The 21,514-nt window shown below is 32.7% G+C and carries 23 protein-coding genes; 12 read left to right on the top strand and 11 right to left on the bottom strand.

Features of this window, described 5'->3' with window-relative positions:
* Positions 1-21: 21 nt before the first annotated feature.
* The 8 genes from HPY60_06080 to HPY60_06045 all read left to right on the top strand — a co-directional run bounded on the left by HPY60_06080 (position 22) and on the right by HPY60_06045 (position 8,243).
* On the top strand, positions 22-471 hold the full coding sequence (locus HPY60_06080) for a GNAT family N-acetyltransferase (protein NPV50749.1): 450 nt from the start codon (positions 22-24) through the stop codon (positions 469-471).
* A 66-nt stretch (positions 472-537) separates the two neighbouring features.
* Positions 538-855 (top strand): hypothetical protein, encoded by a 318-nt coding sequence (locus HPY60_06075; GenBank protein ID NPV50748.1) that lies wholly within the window; start codon positions 538-540, stop codon positions 853-855.
* 46 nt (positions 856-901) lie between these two features.
* On the top strand, positions 902-2,026 hold the full coding sequence (locus tag HPY60_06070; protein ID NPV50747.1) for a hypothetical protein: 1,125 nt from the start codon (positions 902-904) through the stop codon (positions 2,024-2,026).
* On the top strand, positions 2,017-3,564 hold the full coding sequence (locus tag HPY60_06065; protein NPV50746.1) for an ATP-binding protein: 1,548 nt from the start codon (positions 2,017-2,019) through the stop codon (positions 3,562-3,564). The genes HPY60_06070 and HPY60_06065 overlap by 10 nt, the downstream gene beginning before the upstream one ends.
* Entirely contained in the window at positions 3,561-4,817 is a 1,257-nt protein-coding gene (locus tag HPY60_06060) for a DNA repair exonuclease (GenBank protein NPV50745.1), read from the top strand. The genes HPY60_06065 and HPY60_06060 overlap by 4 nt, the downstream gene beginning before the upstream one ends.
* The gene (locus tag HPY60_06055) at positions 4,798-7,353 is read left to right on the top strand and encodes an SMC family ATPase (GenBank protein NPV50744.1); all 2,556 of its coding nucleotides are present in this window, start codon (positions 4,798-4,800) and stop codon (positions 7,351-7,353) included. Before HPY60_06060 ends, HPY60_06055 begins: the two co-directional genes overlap by 20 nt.
* Positions 7,354-7,404: 51 nt before the next feature.
* The gene (locus HPY60_06050) at positions 7,405-7,686 is read left to right on the top strand and encodes a rubrerythrin (protein NPV50743.1); all 282 of its coding nucleotides are present in this window, start codon (positions 7,405-7,407) and stop codon (positions 7,684-7,686) included.
* A gap of 11 nt (positions 7,687-7,697) precedes the next feature.
* Entirely contained in the window at positions 7,698-8,243 is a 546-nt protein-coding gene (locus HPY60_06045; protein NPV50742.1) for a methylated-DNA--[protein]-cysteine S-methyltransferase, read from the top strand.
* Here HPY60_06045 and dinB read toward each other — a convergent pair.
* On the bottom strand, positions 8,240-9,322 hold the full coding sequence (gene dinB, locus HPY60_06040; GenBank protein NPV50741.1) for a DNA polymerase IV: 1,083 nt from the start codon (positions 9,320-9,322) through the stop codon (positions 8,240-8,242). The two genes, HPY60_06045 and dinB, sit on opposite strands and share 4 nt — an antisense overlap.
* A 98-nt stretch (positions 9,323-9,420) precedes the next feature.
* Between dinB and HPY60_06035 the strand changes: the two genes are divergently transcribed.
* Entirely contained in the window at positions 9,421-10,185 is a 765-nt protein-coding gene (locus HPY60_06035; GenBank protein ID NPV50740.1) for an ABC transporter ATP-binding protein, read from the top strand.
* Positions 10,149-11,255, top strand: coding sequence for a SufD family Fe-S cluster assembly protein (locus HPY60_06030; protein NPV50739.1), 1,107 nt, complete (start codon positions 10,149-10,151; stop codon positions 11,253-11,255). The genes HPY60_06035 and HPY60_06030 overlap by 37 nt, the downstream gene beginning before the upstream one ends.
* A 4-nt stretch (positions 11,256-11,259) precedes the next feature.
* Here the strand turns inward: HPY60_06030 and HPY60_06025 are convergent, their stop codons facing one another.
* The 3 genes from HPY60_06025 to HPY60_06015 form a co-directional block, all read right to left on the bottom strand.
* Positions 11,260-12,696, bottom strand: coding sequence for a TrkH family potassium uptake protein (locus tag HPY60_06025; GenBank protein ID NPV50738.1), 1,437 nt, complete (start codon positions 12,694-12,696; stop codon positions 11,260-11,262).
* A gap of 61 nt (positions 12,697-12,757) precedes the next feature.
* Complete coding sequence (locus HPY60_06020; protein ID NPV50737.1) at positions 12,758-14,191, bottom strand: TrkH family potassium uptake protein; 1,434 nt, start codon at positions 14,189-14,191, stop codon at positions 12,758-12,760.
* A 76-nt stretch (positions 14,192-14,267) separates the two neighbouring features.
* Positions 14,268-14,981: a type 1 glutamine amidotransferase gene (locus HPY60_06015; protein NPV50736.1), complete on the bottom strand. Its 714-nt coding sequence runs from the start codon at positions 14,979-14,981 to the stop codon at positions 14,268-14,270.
* Positions 14,982-15,053: 72 nt separating this feature from the next.
* Between HPY60_06015 and HPY60_06010 the strand changes: the two genes are divergently transcribed.
* Positions 15,054-15,440: a hypothetical protein gene (locus HPY60_06010; GenBank protein NPV50735.1), complete on the top strand. Its 387-nt coding sequence runs from the start codon at positions 15,054-15,056 to the stop codon at positions 15,438-15,440.
* On the opposite strand, the gene trkA is transcribed toward HPY60_06010, so the two are convergent.
* The 3 genes from trkA to HPY60_05995 all read right to left on the bottom strand — a co-directional run bounded on the left by trkA (position 15,441) and on the right by HPY60_05995 (position 18,366).
* Positions 15,441-16,769, bottom strand: coding sequence for a Trk system potassium transporter TrkA (gene trkA, locus HPY60_06005; protein NPV50734.1), 1,329 nt, complete (start codon positions 16,767-16,769; stop codon positions 15,441-15,443).
* Positions 16,770-16,817: 48 nt separating this feature from the next.
* On the bottom strand, positions 16,818-17,627 hold the full coding sequence (locus tag HPY60_06000) for a 4Fe-4S binding protein (protein ID NPV50733.1): 810 nt from the start codon (positions 17,625-17,627) through the stop codon (positions 16,818-16,820).
* Between the two features lie 97 nt (positions 17,628-17,724).
* Positions 17,725-18,366 carry a TetR/AcrR family transcriptional regulator gene (locus HPY60_05995; GenBank protein NPV50732.1) on the bottom strand — a complete coding sequence of 214 codons (642 nt, stop codon included), beginning with the start codon at positions 18,364-18,366 and terminating at the stop codon, positions 17,725-17,727.
* Between the two features lie 150 nt (positions 18,367-18,516).
* Between HPY60_05995 and HPY60_05990 the strand changes: the two genes are divergently transcribed.
* Positions 18,517-19,089 carry a DUF2179 domain-containing protein gene (locus HPY60_05990; GenBank protein ID NPV50731.1) on the top strand — a complete coding sequence of 191 codons (573 nt, stop codon included), beginning with the start codon at positions 18,517-18,519 and terminating at the stop codon, positions 19,087-19,089.
* A 29-nt stretch (positions 19,090-19,118) separates the two neighbouring features.
* On the opposite strand, the gene HPY60_05985 is transcribed toward HPY60_05990, so the two are convergent.
* From HPY60_05985 to HPY60_05970, 4 genes are all read right to left on the bottom strand, one after another.
* Positions 19,119-19,700, bottom strand: coding sequence for a class I SAM-dependent methyltransferase (locus HPY60_05985; GenBank protein NPV50730.1), 582 nt, complete (start codon positions 19,698-19,700; stop codon positions 19,119-19,121).
* Positions 19,701-19,845: 145 nt separating this feature from the next.
* Complete coding sequence (locus HPY60_05980) at positions 19,846-20,142, bottom strand: hypothetical protein (GenBank protein ID NPV50729.1); 297 nt, start codon at positions 20,140-20,142, stop codon at positions 19,846-19,848.
* A complete protein-coding gene (locus tag HPY60_05975) occupies positions 20,129-20,716 on the bottom strand; it encodes a hypothetical protein (GenBank protein ID NPV50728.1) in 588 nt (195 codons plus the stop codon). The genes HPY60_05980 and HPY60_05975 overlap by 14 nt, the downstream gene beginning before the upstream one ends.
* Positions 20,717-21,282: 566 nt before the next feature.
* A partial coding sequence (locus HPY60_05970; GenBank protein ID NPV50727.1) for a DnaJ domain-containing protein occupies positions 21,283-21,514 on the bottom strand: 232 nt, incomplete at its 5' end.

The raw sequence follows: 21,514 nt of genomic DNA, 5'->3' as shown, positions 1-21,514 counted from the left end.
AAATTTAATAAGGTGAATTTGTTGAGGGTTAGGGAAGCTTCGTTTAGAGACCGGTATAATATCTATGATCTTATTGAAAGTCTGCACAATGTACCTCTAAAGTCTCCTGATGAAATTGCTAATTTTAATAAGGTACTTACAGAATACATTAAAAATCCAAACATAAAGATATTTGTAGCCGAAGAGAATTTACTTGATAGTGTCGAAATTTGTGGTTTCTTATCTCTATTTGTTAAACCAATACTTTTCTACAGTTACAACGTGTGCCATATTGAAGATATAGTAATAAAGGACGAATATAAAGGAAAAGGTGTGGGGGCTGGACTTCTAGAAGCTGCTATAAATTATGGAAAAAGAATAAAGTGCAAATACATAACAGTTTCAATTGAGGGTGGCGACCCAATGACAAAGAAATTTTACAAAGCATGTGGGTTCGCTGAAAACTCTCTTGAAATGAAATATTACCTTTAGTTTTTATTATTCTAATTTTATACGTTAATTATTTATTTTAATTCATTTTACTTATTTTGTGATTCAATGAAAAAGGAGATTAAAAGTTTTGATATTGGTTCTGTTGCCAAGATGTTTTTCTTCATTGGACTAATAATAGGTTTAATTGCAGGAATAATCTTCGCAATTGCTTTTGTAATAGCAGGAGCACTAGGTCCCCAATATTATCCTGAAATATATGGCAGCATCCCCCCTAACGCGGGTGCATTAGTTGCCTTAGGCGGAATAGTGGGATTTCCAATAGCTTATGCTGTTTCAGGAACGATTCTTGGGATAATATTTGCAGGATTTTACAATATTATTGCACGGGCAGTGGGCGGAATCAAGGCAGATTTTATAGAATAATTTTAGAAGATAGTTTTTTATATTCAATTTTCATTTTTAAAACAAGATGAATATAGAAATAATAAAAGATATTATCAATTTAATAAAAAGTGAAGAAAAATCTAGGCAAGATATTTTTGATGGAGAACAGCCTCAGTTTAGCGACAAGAGATATTCTTCCTTCCCTTTGGATAAAAATAATGTAAGAGAATTCGATCTTTTTGATGAAAATAAAAAGGTCACTTATATAGATGGCGGAAATATTGAATTAATTTCTTCACCCTCAATTTATTTAGGGCTTGTCAGAATATACTTTAACATATTCATGAATAATAAAATTGTCATGCCAAATAATTTGCCACAAAAATTTGAGTTTTATGTTTTTGGTAAAGCTCTAGGAAATGAAAAGGATATAGATTTTAATTTTAAGTTGTTTCCATTTTCAAAAGAATATGGATTTGATCTTGAAGATGCAGATAAAACTATAAATTCTCACGATCCAACAATCTCTAACAGAAATTTTAGAGCTGAACTTGGTTCAGTTTGCGGAGTTGCTAGAAGATTTCTTGAGTGGAAAGTGTCTGAGCTAATAATACAAACAGAACTTGGAAAAGGGGATATCTTAGTGAGAGACGGTTCTCTTCAAACGGCCATTACTGGGGAATCTAATTATTCAAAAAAAGCATATCAAGCGGCAGAAGATAAAAAAGTCACATTCTGTGGAATTGCTAAAAGATCAAGACTCTACACTTCAAAAGGTAGGTCACTATCTTATGCAATAAAACTATTGGGCAATAAAATATGCCCCAATAAACTATGGTATTATTATCCAGTTGCAGAAATAAATCACCCAGATCATAGTGCTGAAATGTATTTTGTTAAATTTCACCCTTCGTCTAGGTATACATTTAGATTTGAAATAGAAAAAAATAGAGCAAAGGAGCTTAGTAGGAAAGGTATAGAAGAAATATTGGGGATAATAGCGTCTAACTCGGTGGACCTTAGATTTCCGGGATATCCTTATGGATTAGTTGATGCAGATTATATTGCTAGAATCAGAAGTGATGAAAAAGAAACACAGAAGGCACTTTTTATGTCGCTTTGTGACGATGAAGAAATTCTAAGATTTATAGACGAAAATATCAGCGTAGAGGATGCGCATGACGTTCTTGATAGTTTACAATGGATGTAGGAGTTGTTAATTTGGATGTTGTAGGAAAAATTGTATCGGGCGATTTTAGTGGAATAATAATCAGACAGAAGACCGGAATAGATGTGGAACTAGGAGAATTACTCATCACAAGAGAGAATAATGGATATTTCATATTACAAGTTTTTGATATTTCCTATGGTTCCCAAATACCTGAAAGAATTAGAAGTCTAGCTGCAGGATTAAAGTTAGAAGAGGTATCAAACCTGTCTTTTTTAGACAATGACCTTTCGAATTTTATACTCATTATTTTAAAACCTATACTTTTTGTTACTCCAAATAGATACCATCTACCAAAAAAACTCCCTAAGTTTTTTTCTGAGGTTGAAAGGATAAAAGAAGAAGATTTAAAGTTTCTTGAAAAACCAAATAGGCCACTTTTCTTTGGTCAAATAAGAAGCGGTTCAAGAATATTAGATATCGATGTTTTTCTGAAGGGTGACGATGTTCTAACGCATCACATGCTAATATCCGCTTCCACCGGTAAAGGAAAATCTAATCTAGTAAAAGTTCTTACCTATAATCTGCTAAATGAAGATTATGCAGGTTTGTTAGTCATTGACCCACATGACGAATATTATGGAAGGGTAAAAAAAGGATTGAAAGATCATCCAAAAGCCAGAAATAAAATTGTATATTACTCGACAAATCCTCCTGCAGGCGGTAGTACACTTGTACTTGATTTAAAAACAATAAAGCCTTGGCACCTTACAGGCATAGTATCTTTGACAGAAGCCCAAATCGAATGTATTTACCTATTTTATAACAAAGACAAAGAAAATTGGATAGAAAATATTGTACTTTCAGATAAAGAGGAAGGAGTTTCATTAGTAACACTTGATGTACTAAAAAGAAAATTCAATAATATATTTGGTGTTTCTTCAGAAAACGGGCAGTTGTCATTTAGAACGAATTTATTTTCAAATAATAGTGGTTCGACCACAATAAAAAATGTAGTTGAACACCTTGAAACAGGAAAAACTGTTATTCTAGATACCTCTAAACTTGGTGGAGAAGTTGAACTATTGATTGGAGGCATATTTGCCGAAGGTATTTTTTCAAGATATCGTGACTTTAGTTTCAAAGGCCACCTTCAAAGCAAACCCTGTATTAGTATTATCATTGAAGAAGCTCCAAGGGTACTTGGGAAAGATGTGCTCGACAAAGGAACAAATATTTTTGGAACAATTGCAAGAGAAGGAAGAAAATTTAGAGTTGGTCTTGTAGCAATAACGCAACTTCCCAGTTTGATACCTAAGGAGATACTTGCAAACATGAATACAAAAATAATTATGGGAACTGAAATGTCAAATGAGAGAAGCGCATTAATAGAAAGTTCTCCTCAAGACATTTCTGAAGAATCAAGAAACATTGCTAGTCTGGATATAGGGGAGGCACTTTTAACTTCGACATTTTCTAAGTTGGCTATACCTTTAAAGATACCTCTTTTTGAAGATATTTTTAAGGAAAATAATAAATCTAAGGATAAAAAGACTTTTAGAGGGGTCGACTTAGAGTGAAATTTTCACACATGGCTGACCTCCATTTAGGGGGCTGGAGAGAAGAAACTCTAAGAGAAATTGGGATAAAGGCATTTGAAAAAGCAATTGACATTTCTATTGGGGAAAACGTTGATTTTGTTTTGATTTCAGGAGATCTTTTTGATTCTTCTAATCCTACTATTGAAGTAATGGCAAAAGCTGCAAAAAAATTATATGAGCTAAAAATAAAAGGTATACCTGTATACGTTATTGAAGGCTCACACGATTTTTCGCCTACCGGCCGAACTATCCTTAAAGTATTTCAAGAAGCAGGCCTTCTAAAAAGAGTTACATCTGGAGAAGAAAAAGAAGGAAAGCTCGTTCTAAAAGGAATTTTAGATGAAAAAACAAATACTAGAATCTATGGCATATCTGGAATTAGGGGCAGTCTAGAGAAGGCAACATATAACTCCCTTGACAGAGATGAGCTAGAAAAACAAAAAGGTGAAAAAATATTTTTATTTCACTCTGCTATTCAAGAATTAAAGCCAAATAATCTTTACCAAATGGAATCAATGCCAATATCCTTACTGCCAAAAGGTTTTACGTATTATGCAGGTGGACATATCCATGAAAAAGGGGAATTTGAATTAGGCGAATATAAAAATGTGGTATTCCCGGGGGCATTATTTCCAAACAATATAGATGAGTTATTATCCTTCAAAGGCGGAGGATTTTATCTAGTGGAATATAATGATGGATCCCTTGCTAAGATGTATATTCCTATTAAAATAGCCCCAGTAATTCTTCTAGATATAAATTTGGAAGGAACACATCCAATCAACGTTGAAGAAAAAGTAAGACTTTCGGCCGATAAAAATGAGATAAAAGGAAGCATTGTTATTTTGAAATTTAGAGGTAAAATAGAAGGCAATCTTTCGGATATTAATTTTAAAAAAATTATCCTATACCTGGAAAACAAAGGCGCAATTTTGGTGAAAAGGGATACAAGGGAGATCAAAACTAAAGAGTTTAAAGAGATAAAAAATTCGTCTTTGACTAAAGAGAAACTTGAAGAAGAAGTAATAATTCGCCATAAGGATCAAATAAAAATCAAAGATTGTCAGATAGAACCAGTATCTTTTGTTAAGACATTCATGGACATTTTATCAAGAGAGAAAAAAGAAGGCGAAAAGAAAGATGATTATAATAAAAGTATGTTAAGTGAGTCCATAGATTATCTTTCAAAAAATAAACTTCTGGAGGATTTGGATGAAACTTCTAGCCCTTGAAATGCTAAATATAAGAAGCTATCAACACCAAAAAATAGATTTTCCAGAAGGATCGTTTTTATTATCGGGAGACATCGGATTTGGTAAATCAACAATATTATTGGCAATAGAATTTGCCTTATTTGGATTGGGAGATATACTGGCATCCTCCCTTTTGAGAAGAGGAGAACGAGAGGGGATGGTGCGTTTAGAATTTGAATTAGAAGGGAAAGAGATAATTGTTGGTAGGAGTCTACAAAAAAAAGGAGAAACAATATCCCAAACAACTGGTTATATCTCAATCGAGGGAAATAGAAAGGAAATGACGCCCTCAGAGCTTAAAGCAGAAATATTATCTTTATTGGGATATCCTAAAGAATTATTCTCAAAACAAAAAAATCCAATATATAGATACACCGTTTATACCCCACAAGAAGAGATGAAACAAATCTTACTCTCTAAAAGAGAAGATAGGATGGAGATATTGAGGAGGATATTCGGCGTTGATAGGTATAAGACTATAAGAGATAATTCTAATAATTTAAGACTTGACCTCAAAAGAAAAGCATCAAGTTATGAAGTCGTATCAAAAGGACTAAATGAGAAAAAAGAAGAACTTAAAATTGTTTCAGAGAAAAAAGACAAACTAAATAAAGAGATAATTGAAATAAAAGAATCACTAAAAAATTCTAAGACAAATCAAATATTGGCCTTGAAAAAATCTGAACAAATTGACGAGATGTTTAAGCAATTTCAGGCTATTTCAAAGGAAGTTGCAGTCAAAGAAGCTGAATTCAAGAATCATGATCAAAGTATATCAAATATAGAACTAAAAATTACAGAAATCTTGGCTGGGAAAGAAACAATAGATATGGAAAAGGAGATTTCCTCTATTGAAAATGAGATTAAGGCCATCCAAGATAATCTTTCAAAATCTAAGGAAAAAAAAGAGAGACTAAATATTTTAAAGATTAGTGAAGGAAAACTTGAAGTGGAATTATCAAATAAAAAAGAAGCAATCGAAAAAATATCCAATGAAATAAAATTAAAGAAGGACATGCTTTCTCTTTTAAAAGGGCCATATGGCCAATCAATAGATCAAATAAAAAGAGAAATCTCGACAATACAAAAAAACATTGAAGCTATTTACCAAATGAAAGAAGGAGCCAATAAAGAAATTGATAACTTGTTAAAATCAAAAGAGAGGTATAATGCAAAAATTTCTGAATATAAAGACCAAAATTCTATTACTTTAGGAAGTCTAAGATCTATTGAGAATGACCTTTCGTCCTTGAAAAATCTCAAAGGAATTGCTTTGTGCCCACTATGTAAACAGAAAATATCTGATGAGCACAAGGAAAATGAGATATCTAGAATTGAGAAAGAAAAGAGTGTCCTTACAAACAATTTAAATCAAACAAATGAAGTTATCACAAAAGTAGAGTTTAAAATAGGGGAAATTAATAAGGAATTACAAATAAAATCAAAAAAATTAATTGATTCAGAAAATGAGAAAAAATTAAAACTCGAAGATTTAATTAAAGAAATTGAATCCTTTACCCTAATTTCAAATGAGTTAACTAACCTAACTTCTCAGCATGCTTTATTGGACAAAGAAATTACCAATAAGTCCCAAGAACAAATACAGGTGTCATCTGATATAGAAAAACTTTCACCTGTCGAACAAGAAATTAATGAACTTGAGAAAAGAAAAGAGGCCAGTCTTGAACTTACTAGAAAATATAAAGATGCTTTAAATCTTAAGAACGATTTGGAGAAATTAAACCATAAAAAAAATGCTTTAATCGTTGATATTAATGCACTAAAAGAAAGTCTAAAAAAATATTCTGGCATAGAATCTGAAAAACAAAAAATTAATCAAGAGTTAACGCTGATTTCTGGAGATATAATAAAGAAAGAAAGAGAAGAAGCCGAAAAATCAAAAGAACTTGAACTCCTTGCAAATGATATTAACAGAGTCAATAAAGAAATTGAAGAGAAGAAAAGATATGCCCATATAAAAGAGAAACTTGAGAAAGTTTCTAACTGGATTGATAACTACTTTATCAGTTTAATGGAAACAATGGAAAAAGAATTTATGGAATCACTTAGGCTACAATTTGAATCATATTTCTCTAAATGGCTTGAAAATTTACTTGAAGGAGATGAAATAGAAGTTTCAATTGACGAAGATTTCACTCCAATTTTGAGGCAAGAAGGATTCGATGCCGATTATGAATCGCTTTCAGGCGGGGAAAGAACTTCTGTTGCCCTTGCATACAGGCTTGCATTAAATAGGGTAATAAATAATTTAGTTGACGAAATAAAAACACAAGACCTTATAATTCTTGATGAACCAACAGATGGATTTTCAAGAAAACAGCTTGATAGGGTTAGAGATGTTCTCGATATGCTAGGAATGAATCAAGTAATTATAGTTTCGCATGAGCCAGAAATTGAAAGCTATGTTGATCATGTTTTAAGAGTAACAAAGAGGGACGGGATCTCAAGAGTTGAAAACCAAGAATCTTTCTCTAACACTACAGTTGGATTTTGATAATTCAAAAGAAATATAAATCTTGAAGATTAGTACCTTATGGGTGTTTTAATGCTTTCAAATATACCGATAAAGATAGATAATGTAAGAAAAGAAGACATTGATAAAGAAATTTTAAGAACTGGAATTATAGCAGAATTAGACGCAATTAATCTTTACGAACAACTTGCCGCTATGGCAACTAATAACCATATAAAAATGATTCTCCTAGATATTGCAAAAGAGGAAAAGACACATGTAGGTGAATTTCAAACTTTGTTACTTGCCTTAGATAAACAACAAGCAGAAGAATTGGAAAAAGGGAAAGAAGAAGTCGAAGAACTAATGGAATAATTCAAGATATTATGAATAATTTCTATAGTGTAGAAAGCTCTAAATTAGGGACCTTCGGAATTATTTGGAAAGAAGAGAATAATCAAACAAAAGTAACTAAGATATTTCTCCCTGAAAATAAAAATAATTTACTTTTTAAAATTAAAAGTGGGTATCCGTCTGTCAAGAAATCTAACTCTTTGAATGAATTTATTTTTGAAATAAAGAGATTTCTTTCAGGAGAGAATATCAAATTTAATCTTGAACTTCTTGATTTTGGCATATGTACAGATTTTGAGAAAAAAGTACTACTTGCAGAGTATAATATCCCAAGAGGCTATGTAAGCACCTATTCAAGAATCGCAAAAGAAATTGGTAATCCTAAAGGTGCAAGGGCAGTGGGAAATGCATTGGCCAATAATCCTTTCCCTTTGATAATACCGTGTCATCGTGCAATAAGGTCTGATGGAACTTTAGGGGGATTCCAAGGAGGGCTTGAGATGAAAAAAAAGTTATTAGAAAATGAAGGCGTATTTTTATCTAAAGGTAAGGTAAGTATAGATAAAATGTATTATTAAAATTCATCTAGAGTCTTCTGGCTTTTAGAAAACTCTAAGTTGGATATTCTTATTCCAACTCTCCTAAGTTTTTTATCGGAATTCTCTTGAAGATATTTTTCAAGTAGCTGTTTAGAAATTGAAACAACTTTTTGAATATCCTTAGTTTGAGCTATCGTTTCACTTTTTGTTTGAGTTTTTAAGTCAGTATCAATAGTTATTAGGGATACAGTCCTAAATGATACATTATTTTTTATTATTCGCTGCTGCATATCCCTTGATAACTCAAGTATCTTATCAAAAATAATATCTTTATCTTTTGTATCTTCTTTTAAAGTTCCTATTCTTGAAAGTTGTTTTTTCTCTCTTGGTTCAACAGGCGTCTCGTCTATGCCTAAGGATTTATCGTGAAGCAGTTTGGCTTTATTCTTACCAAATACTTCTTCAAGCTCTATTAAATCGTATGATCCCAGATCACTTGCAGTTTCAATACCAAGATCATTTAAAGATTTAGTCGTTTTGCCTCCGATTCCATGTAATTTAGAAACTTTTAGATTTTCTAGAAATGATATTATTTCGATTTCCTTTACAACAGTCAATCCATTTGGTTTTTGAAAGTCAGATGCCATCTTGGCAACAAATTTATTAGAGGATATTCCAACTGAAGCAGTTAAACCCTCTTGAGAAGTTATTTTTTCTTTTATTGTGTTTGCTATTTCAATCGCCTTATCTAAATCTCCGTTTGTTCTTTCCGTAACATCTAAGTAGGCTTCATCAATGCTGACTTGCTCCATTATGTCTGATTCGTCTTCCATTAAATCCATTATTCTATCCGATACTTCTCTATAATACTCCATGTCGACAGGCAAGAATGCGACATCTTTGCCCTTTGCAATCCTCTTTGCAATTATTATGGGCATACCGGCCTTAATTCCAAGTGCCCTAGCTTTGTAATTTGAGGTGCTTACAGCACCGCTATCTTCAGTCCTACCAGAATAAACGCATATAACAACAGGTTTGCCCCGTATGGAACCGTTTCTATTTTCTTCTAGAGAAGCATAAAATGAGTCAAGGTCGACATGCATTATTATCCTTTTCATTGAAATAAATTTGATTTTAGATGATATAATGCTTATCCTTATAATTTTTAATAGTAACAAATAAATAGCCTATCTATATTTAACTATCAGGGATTAATATGTTAAGGGTAGTAAATTTAGGGGCAGAAGTTGAAGGTAATCCAATTCTTAACCACGTCAACCTTTACATTAAAGAAGGTCAGACATATGTTCTTTTTGGGCCAAATGGCAATGGTAAGACTTCTTTATTAATGACTTTAATTGGAAATCCTGCATTTAAGGTAACTTACGGTAAAATCTTTTTTAAAAATCAGGAAATAAATAATCTAACAACTGATCAAAGAGTCAAAATGGGAATGGGCATAAGCTTTCAGACACCGCCAAGAGTTAGTGGTCTAAAGTTGATTGATACTCTGATTAACTGTGCTAATCAGAGTGGAACTGACCCGAACAAAATTTATGAATATGCCCAGATGCTCAATATGGAGAAATTTTTGAACAGAAGTCTAAACGTTGGATTCTCCGGTGGGGAGGTAAAACGTTCAGAAATATTACAACTTTTGACTCTAAATCCTGATTTAGTCCTTTTTGATGAACCAGATAGCGGAGTAGATCTAGAAAACATCGCATTAATAGGGAATGCAATGAGTGAATTACTCGACAGAAAAAAGAAGGCAGGTGAAAGAAAAAAATCTGGCCTTATTATTACGCATCAAGGCCATATTCTTGATTATGTCGATGCTGATTACGGAGTTATTCTTTACAAGGGCATGGTTGCCTGCATGGGTGACCCATACGCTATGCTTGAAGAAATCAGTAAGAAAGGTTACGAGGGGTGTGTTGAGAAATGCCTGAAAGGATTCCAGAACTCGATAAGGATGTAAAGGACAAGCTGGAAAAAGTCGGAATAGAGATGGACAAGGAAAAGCGCTCTGCAATATTCCTTCAAGTAGATCAAAAAGTTGAAACATCTTCAAGTTTTGCATCTAGTATAGAAATGATCAGCATAAAAAAAGCCCTGGAAAAATATGATTGGCTTCATGATTATTTTTGGAAAGTAGTTTCTCGTGATAAAGACGAATATACCAAAGAAGTCGACGTTGAGGATGTAAATGGGTATTTTATAAGAGCACTTCCTGGGGCTAAGGTAGACTTCCCAGTTGAGGCTTGTCTATATCTAAAATCACCTAAGAAACAGAAAGTCCATAATATTATAATTGCAGAAGAAAATTCCGAACTAAATATAATTTCTGGATGCGCATCTCACCCTGGCCTTACGACAGGCATGCATCTTGGAATCTCTGAGTTTTATGTTAAAAAGAATGCTAAACTTTCATTCACTATGATTCATAACTGGGAGAACAACATTGAAGTTAGGCCAAGAAGTGCTGCAATTGTCGAAGAGGGTGGAACTTACATAAGTAACTATATTATTATGAATCCAGTCAAGATTGTTCAATCATATCCAACTGTTCATCTCAATGGAGATAATTCTACTGCAATAATGAGTAGCGTGATAGTGGCTATAAATGATTCCATAGTTGATACTGGAAGCAGAGTTATTATTAAGGGAAAAGGAGCTAGTGCAGAAATACTTTCTAGGGCAATAAGTAAAGGCGGTACTATCTATTCTAGGGGCGATATTGTAGGGGACTCTCCAGATGCAAGAGGGCATTTAGAATGCATGGGCATGATGCTATCTGAGCAAGGGAGCATAATTGCAATCCCTGAATTAGAAGCAAAATATCCTAATGTGGATTTAAGCCATGAAGCGGCGATTGGAAAAATCGCTGAAGAAGAAATATTTTATTTAATGTCAAGGGGATTTACTCGAGATGAAGCAACAGCAGCTATTGTTCGTGGTTTCTTAGACATTGAAATCAAAGGATTGTCTCCTGCATTAAAGAAAAAAATTGACGAAGCCATAAATCTTGTAGAAAAAGAATTAATTTAATTTTTTATTCTTTCCAAAAATCAGGTACAAAAAGAACCATTACTGTGAATATTTCAAGTCTTCCAACCCACATACAGAAAGTTAATACTATTTTTATTAAATTAGGCAGTAATGCGTAGGTATATAGGGGCCCTACAAGACCTAGACCTGGACCAACATTACCTTGGGTCGCAGCAACACTTGATATGGCCGTTATTATATCAATACCATATGCAGTAACAATTAGTGTTGAAACAATAAAAATTACCATATACCCTATAAAAAAGGCTATAACACCTTTAAGAACATCCTCAGGTATAGTTTCATCCCCTACTTTGATGGATAAAATAGCATTTGGATGGACAAATTGGTAGATTTCTCTGTAAAAATATTTTAATATGATAAGAGCTCTAATGTTTTTAATCCCTCCACCTGTCGAAGCTGCGCAGCCTCCCACAAACATCAGAACAAGCAATATAGTCCTTGAAAGGGCTGGATAAGCATCAAAATTATTTGTTGAAAACCCCGTTGTGGTCATTATACTAGTAGCTTGGAAAGAAGAATACCTAAAAGCATCACTCAGATTATTAAAGACACTGTATCTTAAATCTGCAGTCATTATAAGAATTGAAGATACAAGAACAAAAGTATAAAACAAAAACTCCTTATTTTTGAAGTAATCTAACTTTCCTCTTAATGCAGAATAATGAAGCATAAAGTTAGCTCCAGATAAAAACATAAAAATTACTATAACCCCTTCAATAAAAGGGCTGTTATAATATGCAACGCTTGCATTTCTTGTTGAAAAGCCTCCAGTTGCAAGGGTACAAAAAGTGTGGCAAGACGCATCAAAAAACCCCATACCTCCAGCGATTAAAAGAATTATTTCTGCACCTGTAAAAATAAGATAGACTCCATATAGTATCTTTGCGGTTTCTCTTATTTGTGGTTTCAATTTGTCAAGTTTGGGCCCAGGAGATTCTGCATTAAACATTTGCATCCCCCCAATAGAAAGAGCGGGAAGAATTGCTACAGCAAGAACTATAATCCCCATACCTCCAATCCACTGTGTCATTGCCCTCCAAAAGAGAATAGATTTTGGCAATATGTCAATATTAACAATAACAGTCGCACCCGTTGTAGTGAACCCAGACATTGTTTCAAAGTATGCATCAAGGTATCCTAATGTTCCCGATAGATAAAAAGGAAGGGCTCCAAAGGCTGAAATTGCAGCCCATCCTAAGGATACAACACCTAAACCTTCAATGAGCCTTAGCCCTTCATCTTTTTCTTTAATTTCACTTAAAACATATCCAAACAAAAATGTTATTGATATAGAAACAATAAATACGAGTAATTCTTCTTCCCCATAATAAAATGCCCATATCAAAGGGAATATCATCGAAACGGCTATCATCATTAGTAATCTTCCTATAATCTTTAGGACAGTTCTAGTTCGCATCGATAGACCCCAATGAAATCAAAAATATCTTATCCCTTCTTATTTCATTGGCTTATTAAATTTACTCTTTCCAATAGCTTGGGACAAATAATACAAATAATGTGAATAATTCAAGCCTTCCCGCTAACATACAGAAGCACAGAACAAGTTTTGCAATTGGATGTAAAAAACTATATGTTGCCATCGGTCCAACAAGGCTAAATCCTGGCCCCACTCCTCCTAAAGTAGCAGCAACTGAAGAAATAGAAGTTAGAAAATCATTACCAAAGCCAAGCATTATTAAACTACACAACCCAAAAGTAACCATGTAGAAAAAATAAAAGCCCCCTATGCCATGAAGTATATCTTCAGATATTATTTTACCATTGAATTTAATCTGGAAGATTGCATTGGGATGTATAATTTTATAGAGCTCCCTTAATCCTATTTTAATTAATAAAAGTACTCTTATGACTTTTATGGCACCTGCTGTTCCACCAGCACAACCACCTATTAACATAAGGATAAGCAGTATTAATTTTGAGAGATCGGGCCACAAATTAAAGTCCGTTGTTGCATATCCTGTGGTGCTGGATATACTTATTACATTAAATATGGCATGTCTAAAAGCCAATAAAATATTTTCATGTAATTGGTAAGTAAGATCTAATGTTACGATCAGGGTAGAAAAGATCAAAATAGAGAAATATAACATAAATTCATTATCTTTTAAGTAATTTATCTTTCCTTTAAGTGCTGCATAATGCAGAGAAAAACTTGTCGCTCCAAGAAACATAAAAAGTATTATTATCCCTTCGAGTAAGGGGCTATTATAAAATCCAATACTTGCATTCTTAGTTGAGAATCCCCCAGTTGCAAGAGCTGCAAAAGAGTGGCAAGATGCATCGAAAAGAGTCATACCAGCAAATGTTAATAGAATAATTTGGACACCTGTGAATAAAATATATATTCCGTATATAATTTTTCCAACTTCCCTCACCTGTGGTTTTAATTTGTCCAATTTTGGTCCCGACGGTTCAGATAAAAAGATCTGTCTACCCCCAACTGAAAGAGCTGGCAATATTATTAAAGCTAGAACAACTATCCCAATACCACCTAACCAGTGGGTAAAAGACCTCCAAAATAAAATGCATCTTGGCAAAATTTCTACGTTGTTTATCACTGAAGCCCCTGTAGTTGTAAATCCAGATATGCTTTCAAAGTAGGCATCAATAAATCCAAGTTGGCCCGAGAGATAAAACGGAAGCGCCCCAAAAATAGGGATTATTATCCAACAAAAAGAAACAACTCCGAATCCTTCAATAAGTCTAATTTCCTCCTCTTTGAAAACTAATTTTAAGAAAGATCCAGTTAGTAATGTGATTAAGATACAAATAAGGAATATATAGGATTCTGCTTCAAGATAGTATATGCCCCAAAGTAGGGGAATTATCATTGAGATCCCAACCATCTGGAGCAGTTGTCCTAGTATATGCAAAACTGGATTTAACCTCATTTAATCTAGTATATATTAGTATTTATAGTATTTATAAAATTATTTAAAAAGATAATATAGATATCACAGAATGTTCTTATTTTACTTTAGAAACATAAACATCTAAAAAATTTTTAATTATTCTCTTTCCATTTGATTCATATTTTTCTCTCACTTTTCTGTAATCTTTTTCTAATTGAGATATGCCCAATCTATTTAGGTCTTCATCTTCTTTAATCCAATTATAAAACAAATCACAGGATAATTCAATATGTCCTTGGAATCCATATGCATTTTTTCCATATTTTAATATTTGATTATTACAGTACTCTCCGGTTCCTAATAATTTTAACCCTGGTTTAAGTTCAACAGTTTCCCCATGCAGTTGAAATATCTCGAATTCAGGGTTAATACCTTCAAAAATAGGATCTTTTTTCCCTTCTTCAGTTAAATATATCTTGAAGATTTGACCTTTAGGATCCCTCCATCCAATTTCTTTTATTGCATTTTTTTTAACAGTCCCCCCTAGGGCTTTTACCATTATTTGAAGTCCCAAACATATTCCAAAAAAGGGAACTCCTTTTGCTAAGAATTCTTTTATGCCTTTAATTTCTTCTATCATTTTGTCTGTTTCATCATTAGCGCTATCAGGACCGCCAAAAACAAATATTGCACCATAATCCCCGGGGGAAGGAAATGCTTTATATTTTTGGTACTCATAAGTATATGATTCAATTTCATTTTCTTCAAGAATCTCTTCTAAAAGACCAGGCCCTTCACGCCCAATATTATTTACTATTAGTACTTTCATACTATTTTCCAATAGAATAATTTAATATAGTTATTCACATATTATTGATTAATTTAGGCCATGGTGTTTTATATGAAAAAAGTATTAAAAACTACAAATGCCCCCGCTCCAGTGGGTCCTTACGCTCAAGGAGTAGTTGCAGGAGATTTTGTTTTTGTATCCGGGCAGATTCCGGTTATGAAAACAGGAGAACTCGTTCTAAATGATATCGAAAAAGCTACTGATGTTGTTCTTGATAATATCGAAGCTATTTTAAAAGAAGAAAATCTGTCTCTGCAAGACATTATTAAATCCGAAGTTTACTTGAAGGATTTAGGAAATTTTGAAAAATTTAATAAAATATATGAGAAAAGATTTAGTTTCGACATCAAACCGAGCAGAGTGACTGTCGAAGTATCAAAATTACCAAAAAACTCTGACATAGAAATATCTTGCATAGCATATAAAAATAAGAAATAATTAATATTGTCCAAATAATTCTTTTATCTTTTTAATTTTCTCTACTTTTGCAGATATTATGACTTTGTCGTCTATTTGAACAATATCATCCCCTCTTGGTATGATGAGTTTATTGTCTCTTACGATAATCAAGAATAGAATTTCTTCTGGGAGAGTTATATCTCTTAAAGGTTTCCCGAGAATTTTAGCGCTGTTTGTAGGAGATAGTTCGATAATTTCAGCTTGACCAGTTGGAAGTATTATAAGAGATTTAAGGCCGCCCATTCTAATAAATCTCATAACGTGTTCAGCTGTAGATATTTTTGGGCTTAAGGCTATATCAACTCCCATATCCTCAAAGAATTTAATCAATTCAATATTTTCAACTCTTGCGATTGTTTTTGAGGCTCCCAAATATTTGCCTATCAAGCATGAAAATAGATTTAATTGGTCATATCTTGTTAGAGAGATAAAAGCGTCTACATCCCCAATTCCTTCATCTTTCAGTAGAGAAAGATCCATTATGTCTCCTTTTATCACTAGAGTCTTCTGTAGGATCTTAGATATCTCTTCGCATCTTTTTGCATCGCTATCAATGAGTTTCACTGACATGCTCCTCTCAAGCATTTTTGCAAGTTGAACAGCAGTATTACTTGCACCAACAATCATTACTTTTCTAATTCTTTGGCAGTCACTGCATCTTTCTATAACTTTCTCAACTAGTTTTGGTTTACCAAGGATGAAAGTTTTGTCACCCTCTTCAAATGTATACTCTCCTGTTGGTATTATTGTATCCTCGCCCTTAAGAACGGCCCCTATTATAGTTTCATCTGGAAATATTTTTTCTTTTAAAGCCTTACCAATGTATTTGGAGTCACTTTTGACTAAGAACTCTGCCATCGTGACCTTTCCATCAGCTAAAGCTTGAATAGCTAGGGCACTTGGCAGTTCTAGAATTCTTTCAACGTCATATGCGATAATGGTACCTGGTGAGAAAGAGTAATCTACTCCAACTTTGCTTAAATCAATATCTTCTGTAAAAGTATACTCAATTGCAATTTTTGCAACTGTTTTTCTTGCTCCAAGATTCTTTGCAGTTATACAAGATATCAAATTTACTTCTGAAGAGTTTGTAACAGCCACAACAAGGTCTGCATCTTTTGCCCCGGCTTCAACTAGAATCTTAGGATTTGAACCATTACCTTGTATTACAAGGGCATCTATTTTTTTTGAGATTTCTTGGCATCTTGCAAGATCCTTCTCAATAACAACAACGCCAATACCTTCTTCGACTAGAAGTTTTGCGATATTATATCCTGTAAGCCCGCCACCTACGACTATTACATACATAAGTAACGATATATGTCTATTTTCTATATAAAGATTTAGTATGGTCAACTACGTTAAATCAATAGAATTAGTAATATTAATAATAGAATTTTCTAAAGAATTATTATCTAATCTTATTTCAATCGCATTGAATCTGCATTTATCAACGCACCTTCCACAACCTCTGCAATTGTCATTTATTATAGCTTGTCGTTCAACGATTTTTATAGCCCTTACAAAACATATGTCCACACATTCTCCACACCCAGTACATTTATCAGTTACTTCTATTTCAAGGCCATCTAATTTTGTTACCTTAGAGCTTATTTCTTTAGAAAGATTTGGTAGCATCATCCAAAGACAACAACACTCGCAACAGTTACATATGGTCAATAGTTTCTCTGGAGGCTTAGCTTTTAGCCAGACTGAATCGAGTTTATTTCGGCCAATCAAATGCACAAGCCCCGCTTCACGACATTTTTTCACATGTTCTTTTGCTTCTTCTTTTGTCACCCGTTTTCCAAGTTTAGGATCTATATTTAATGCAGCTTCGCCAAGAAACAGACAACCTAATTCTTGGGGGTAATGCTCGCAGTCCTTTGACTTTCTGCATATGCAAAAATTCATTATTACATGGTGTTTTGATTTATCTATAAAATAGTTTAATACTTCTGAAGGCATCACTATTGATCCATCTTGATCAATACTCTGATTTATTTGGATTAATTTGTCTTTTGGCATATAGAAAATCTTATCATTTTCAAAAAACATTCTATCCATGAATTTCCCCAATACAGGTATTCTAGTAAATTTTGCAAAGAAAAATCTAAGTGGAAATAATCTTGAAAGCATTCTAACTGAAAGAGGAATATTTTCCATATCATCATTGCCAAGCGTCTAATACTAAATCTATTAATATTGACTAATTTAAATTTATTGGAATTAATTTTATTGGCTAAAGTTAGAAATACAATTATTAATCTTCAATCAAAGCATCTTTTAATACCATCTTAGTTATTTCCTTCCAAGTTTTTCTTATTTCTGATATATCTATTCCCATTTGAATTGCTGTCATGAGTCCATCTTGTAGGGATGTAATTCCCATTGATAATGAAAAAGTATCTATATTTTTCTTGATAATGCCTCTTTTCTTGTAATCGTCAAAGTAGTCTGCCATTAATTTAATTGAATCTTTATAGTATTCTGTCATCTCTTCTTTCATGGAAGGATTACTTGTAGTTAGTTCTGATATTGCAAGATTAAAATCAAGAGGGGGAAATAATCTATCCAAAAGTTTAAGATTTCCTTCCGATTGGGATTGCCCCATGTTAAACATAATGTCAAAAAATTCATCTGTTGACATATCTTTTGGTTGCCTTAAATTTAAAAAGGATATTAACTCTTTTTGGGTATATTCGACATAATATTTGATTACTTCTAGAAATAGATTTTCTTTGCTGGCAAAATATTGGTATATTGCTCCTTTGCTAACACCAAGGCTTTCTGCAATTTCTGCCATCTTAGTTTTGTGATATCCTTTTTCTGAAAAGTACTTTACAGATTCCCTTATTATTCTGCTCTTAGCCTCTTCTCTGTAATCGGGAAAAACTTTTGGCATAATCTCGTTAGATTTGTTAAATATTTGTTTAAATGTATTTCGACTTTCAAGAAATAATAATGGCCTATAAGTAATTGTTTTGGATATATTTTGAAGTAATACATAAATACTTTTAAACTGATTAAAATTGGTAGTTTTAAGGGTGCTATTATGGACGCAGCTTTTTGGATTTTGCCAATATTGATTTTTCTTGCAAGAGTGGCAGATGTAAGCCTTGGAACCATGAGAATAATATTTGTATCAAAGAATCTTAAGAAACTTGCACCCCTAGTTGGATTTTTTGAAGTTTTTATTTGGATTAATGTTATGGGACAGGTAATGCAGAATGTCAATAGTATTATCCACTACGTGGCATACGCCGGCGGTTTTGCAGCCGGAAATTACGTTGGAATAGTAATAGAGGAGAGGCTTGCTGTTGGACATGTAATTGCTAGAATAATTACAAAAGAGAATACCGAAAAGATCATTGATTTCTTAAGAAAAGAAAAATGTGGCGTTACAATTGTTGATGCTCATGGTAAAAAGGGTGATGTAAAAATATTGTTCACTGTTATAAAAAGAAAGAAACTTGAGCCCATATACGAGGCCATCGATAAGTTTGCTCCAGATTCTTTTGTTTCAATTGAAGATGTCAAATCCGTAAGCAAAGAAGAATTTGTAGGAATTCCATTAAAGAAAAAGCGATTTATGGGATCTTTTAGATCTTTGCGAAAAGGCAAGTGAAGATTTAATAATTCTAATCTGATTGAAATTCATATAGATAATTTTTTTGATATATAAGCAGAAAAAAACTCTCCTATTGGAAAGCTATTGATTAGTTTAAAATTTGTTTTTTCTAATTGATTTTTTATTTCCGATTCACTAAGTCTATCTTCTAATGGCGGACCTCTTTCAGTTTCTTTTTTCTGCCATTCGAGGATACATAGAGTTCCTTCCTCCAATAAAACTCTATTTGTTTCTTTGAGAAAGCTAAGTTTGTCATCAACTTCATGAAGAACATTTGAGATTAAAGCAAACGTTCCAATATTAGATTCTAATGGAAATTTGTAAGATTCTGAAAGAATTGGCTTTATATTTCTTATCTTTTTTTCATATATCCTTCTTTCAAGTTCTTCTAGCATTTCACTAGAGGTATCAAGAGAAAATACCTTACCTTCATTTCCTATAATTATTGAAGCAGGTATCGAGAAATAACCTATTCCACATCCAATATCTATAAAAATATCCTTAATTCTTAGGCCAGCTTTAATTAGTGTTTCTTCAGGAGGTAATATTTTTCTTCTTTCAGGGGAATCCAATCTATGCATTTCTTTTACATTGAATTTGTGGGCCATATTTAGTTGATTTTTATATTGAATTAAAAAGATTTTTATTATTAATTATAAAAGGGTAATAAACAAATCCTCGAAAAATTGTAACGTAAATAATTTTAGTAAAATTATTAAGTTTAACTTAATAAACTATAAATTGATTGTTTTATCAAACTGTTTCTAAAAACTCTATAGAAATACCTATAATATACGAAATTATCAAGAGCACTATCAATAATAATCCTAATCTAAGATTTAATTTATTGGCTTTAGATGTGTACCTAGCAAATACTATGTAAAGCCACAAGAAGATAATACAGCTTGGAGTAACCATAAAGAATAATCCAAGGGATCCTAATACAATAAAAAAATAATAAAATAAGACACTGGCTGTACAAACTGCGGCGATATAGAATATTTTTTTTCTAAGTTCTATATTTATACTGCCGCCTTCAATCAATCTCAATTTCTCCCTTGTACTCTTCTACCTTGTATTCTGGAAGGTTTGAAAGTTTATTTCCATATAATATACGTGAGACGTTCAGGCCTATACCCAAGCAAAGACAGACGATTATTATCAATAAAAGCATAGCACTTGAAGATATGATTCCTGACACACCAAGGATAAAAGAAAGAATAATGGAAACAGCACTTAAAAAATATCCAAAATAAAAAAATTTATTAGTATAGTTGAGTTCAGTTTCTTCTCTGCTCAATAAAAATCTAACAAGATTTTTTGACCATTCTAAAACATAGTTTTTTAGATATGGGAACCAGATAAGATTCCAGTCATAGTATTTAGTCACATATGTATTGTTAAATACCATTAGGGTGCCGCCTTTAATTGACTTTAATTTGATGTAGAGCCATATATCATAGCCTTCCCCAAAAGGAATTTTGCGCCCCTGTATCTCTTTCTTTCCTTCTTCTAAGACCTCAAAATCATGTTTCTGAAACCACTCCTTGATCTCACCCTTAACTTGCTCTATGCTCTTGCCTTCTATTAGGTAGGCCTTGCCAGGTTTAAAGTCAGATGTCATTTATTCGGCCCCCTTCTTACTTTTCGGCTCTTCTTTCTTCCAGTATCGGTACAGGAATAATATGGTCGCGAATATAATCAAAATCGGAAATATACAAGCAAGATATGTTGCCATATTCAGATCCACATAATTTTTAAAAATTCCTTGAAAAGACATAAAGGTCATGAACAATCCTATTGAATAAAATATGCTACCAAAAATTATTCCTGCAATAAAATAAGAAGTTTTATCTTCTTCCCAAGATTCAGTATATCCCTAGGGTATTCCTGTTTTAAAATAATAAAGAGCTACCCAAATACATATCAATCCCTCAAGTAGGGGAATAAGAGAAAAAATAAATAATAATAAGTTGCCCCCCACTGTATTTAAATCAACTTCGACACCAGGCATGTAATTCTCATCCTATTCTCGATTAAGTGAGACTTTTCCATATATTTAAGGATATGGAAAAAATTAGGGAAAATAGGGAAAGTTTATCCAATATAACGCTTTTAATATAAGAGAAATTTACTAATTTTAGGTTATATTACAACGGGTTATAACATTAGTAAAATTATTAAGTTGGGTTATTTTTCTCCTTTTTTGATCAAGATTTTCTGATAGATTTCATTTATTTCTTTTAACATATCTTCCATTTCTTTCTTGACTTGATCAGGCTTATTTACATTGAAATCTGGGTGGTACATCATGTTCAGTACTTTTTTCCTCTTTTTAATCTCTTCAATTGATGCATTGGGAGTGCAGCCAAACTTTTTTATCAACACTTCAAGAGAATCAATATCTTTTTTGATTGGCTCT

Origin of the sequence: Methanofastidiosum sp. (assembly GCA_013178285.1) — an archaeon.
Classification (GTDB): domain Archaea; phylum Methanobacteriota_B; class Thermococci; order Methanofastidiosales; family Methanofastidiosaceae; genus Methanofastidiosum.
Note: the sequence above shows the minus strand (reverse complement) of the source record. Positions and strands in the feature narration are given on the sequence as shown.

What these genes read in the sequence shown, in the direction of transcription:
- HPY60_06075 (NPV50748.1), top strand. Translation starts at nt 538, where the DNA reads ATGAAAAAGGAGATTAAAAGTTTTGATATTGGTTCTGTTGCCAAGATG.
- HPY60_06070 (NPV50747.1), top strand. Translation starts at nt 902, where the DNA reads ATGAATATAGAAATAATAAAAGATATTATCAATTTAATAAAAAGTGAA.
- HPY60_06065 (NPV50746.1), top strand. Translation starts at nt 2,017, where the DNA reads ATGGATGTAGGAGTTGTTAATTTGGATGTTGTAGGAAAAATTGTATCG.
- HPY60_06055 (NPV50744.1), top strand. Translation starts at nt 4,798, where the DNA reads ATGAAACTTCTAGCCCTTGAAATGCTAAATATAAGAAGCTATCAACAC.
- HPY60_06050 (NPV50743.1), top strand. Translation starts at nt 7,405, where the DNA reads ATGCTTTCAAATATACCGATAAAGATAGATAATGTAAGAAAAGAAGAC.
- HPY60_06045 (NPV50742.1), top strand. Translation starts at nt 7,698, where the DNA reads ATGAATAATTTCTATAGTGTAGAAAGCTCTAAATTAGGGACCTTCGGA.
- dinB (NPV50741.1), bottom strand. Translation starts at nt 9,322, where the DNA reads ATGAAAAGGATAATAATGCATGTCGACCTTGACTCATTTTATGCTTCT.
- HPY60_06035 (NPV50740.1), top strand. Translation starts at nt 9,421, where the DNA reads ATGTTAAGGGTAGTAAATTTAGGGGCAGAAGTTGAAGGTAATCCAATT.
- HPY60_06030 (NPV50739.1), top strand. Translation starts at nt 10,149, where the DNA reads ATGCCTGAAAGGATTCCAGAACTCGATAAGGATGTAAAGGACAAGCTG.
- HPY60_06025 (NPV50738.1), bottom strand. Translation starts at nt 12,696, where the DNA reads ATGCGAACTAGAACTGTCCTAAAGATTATAGGAAGATTACTAATGATG.
- HPY60_06020 (NPV50737.1), bottom strand. Translation starts at nt 14,191, where the DNA reads ATGAGGTTAAATCCAGTTTTGCATATACTAGGACAACTGCTCCAGATG.
- HPY60_06015 (NPV50736.1), bottom strand. Translation starts at nt 14,981, where the DNA reads ATGAAAGTACTAATAGTAAATAATATTGGGCGTGAAGGGCCTGGTCTT.
- HPY60_06010 (NPV50735.1), top strand. Translation starts at nt 15,054, where the DNA reads ATGAAAAAAGTATTAAAAACTACAAATGCCCCCGCTCCAGTGGGTCCT.
- trkA (NPV50734.1), bottom strand. Translation starts at nt 16,769, where the DNA reads ATGTATGTAATAGTCGTAGGTGGCGGGCTTACAGGATATAATATCGCA.
- HPY60_06000 (NPV50733.1), bottom strand. Translation starts at nt 17,627, where the DNA reads ATGGAAAATATTCCTCTTTCAGTTAGAATGCTTTCAAGATTATTTCCA.
- HPY60_05995 (NPV50732.1), bottom strand. Translation starts at nt 18,366, where the DNA reads ATGCCAAAAGTTTTTCCCGATTACAGAGAAGAGGCTAAGAGCAGAATA.
- HPY60_05990 (NPV50731.1), top strand. Translation starts at nt 18,517, where the DNA reads ATGGACGCAGCTTTTTGGATTTTGCCAATATTGATTTTTCTTGCAAGA.
- HPY60_05985 (NPV50730.1), bottom strand. Translation starts at nt 19,700, where the DNA reads ATGGCCCACAAATTCAATGTAAAAGAAATGCATAGATTGGATTCCCCT.
- HPY60_05975 (NPV50728.1), bottom strand. Translation starts at nt 20,716, where the DNA reads ATGACATCTGACTTTAAACCTGGCAAGGCCTACCTAATAGAAGGCAAG.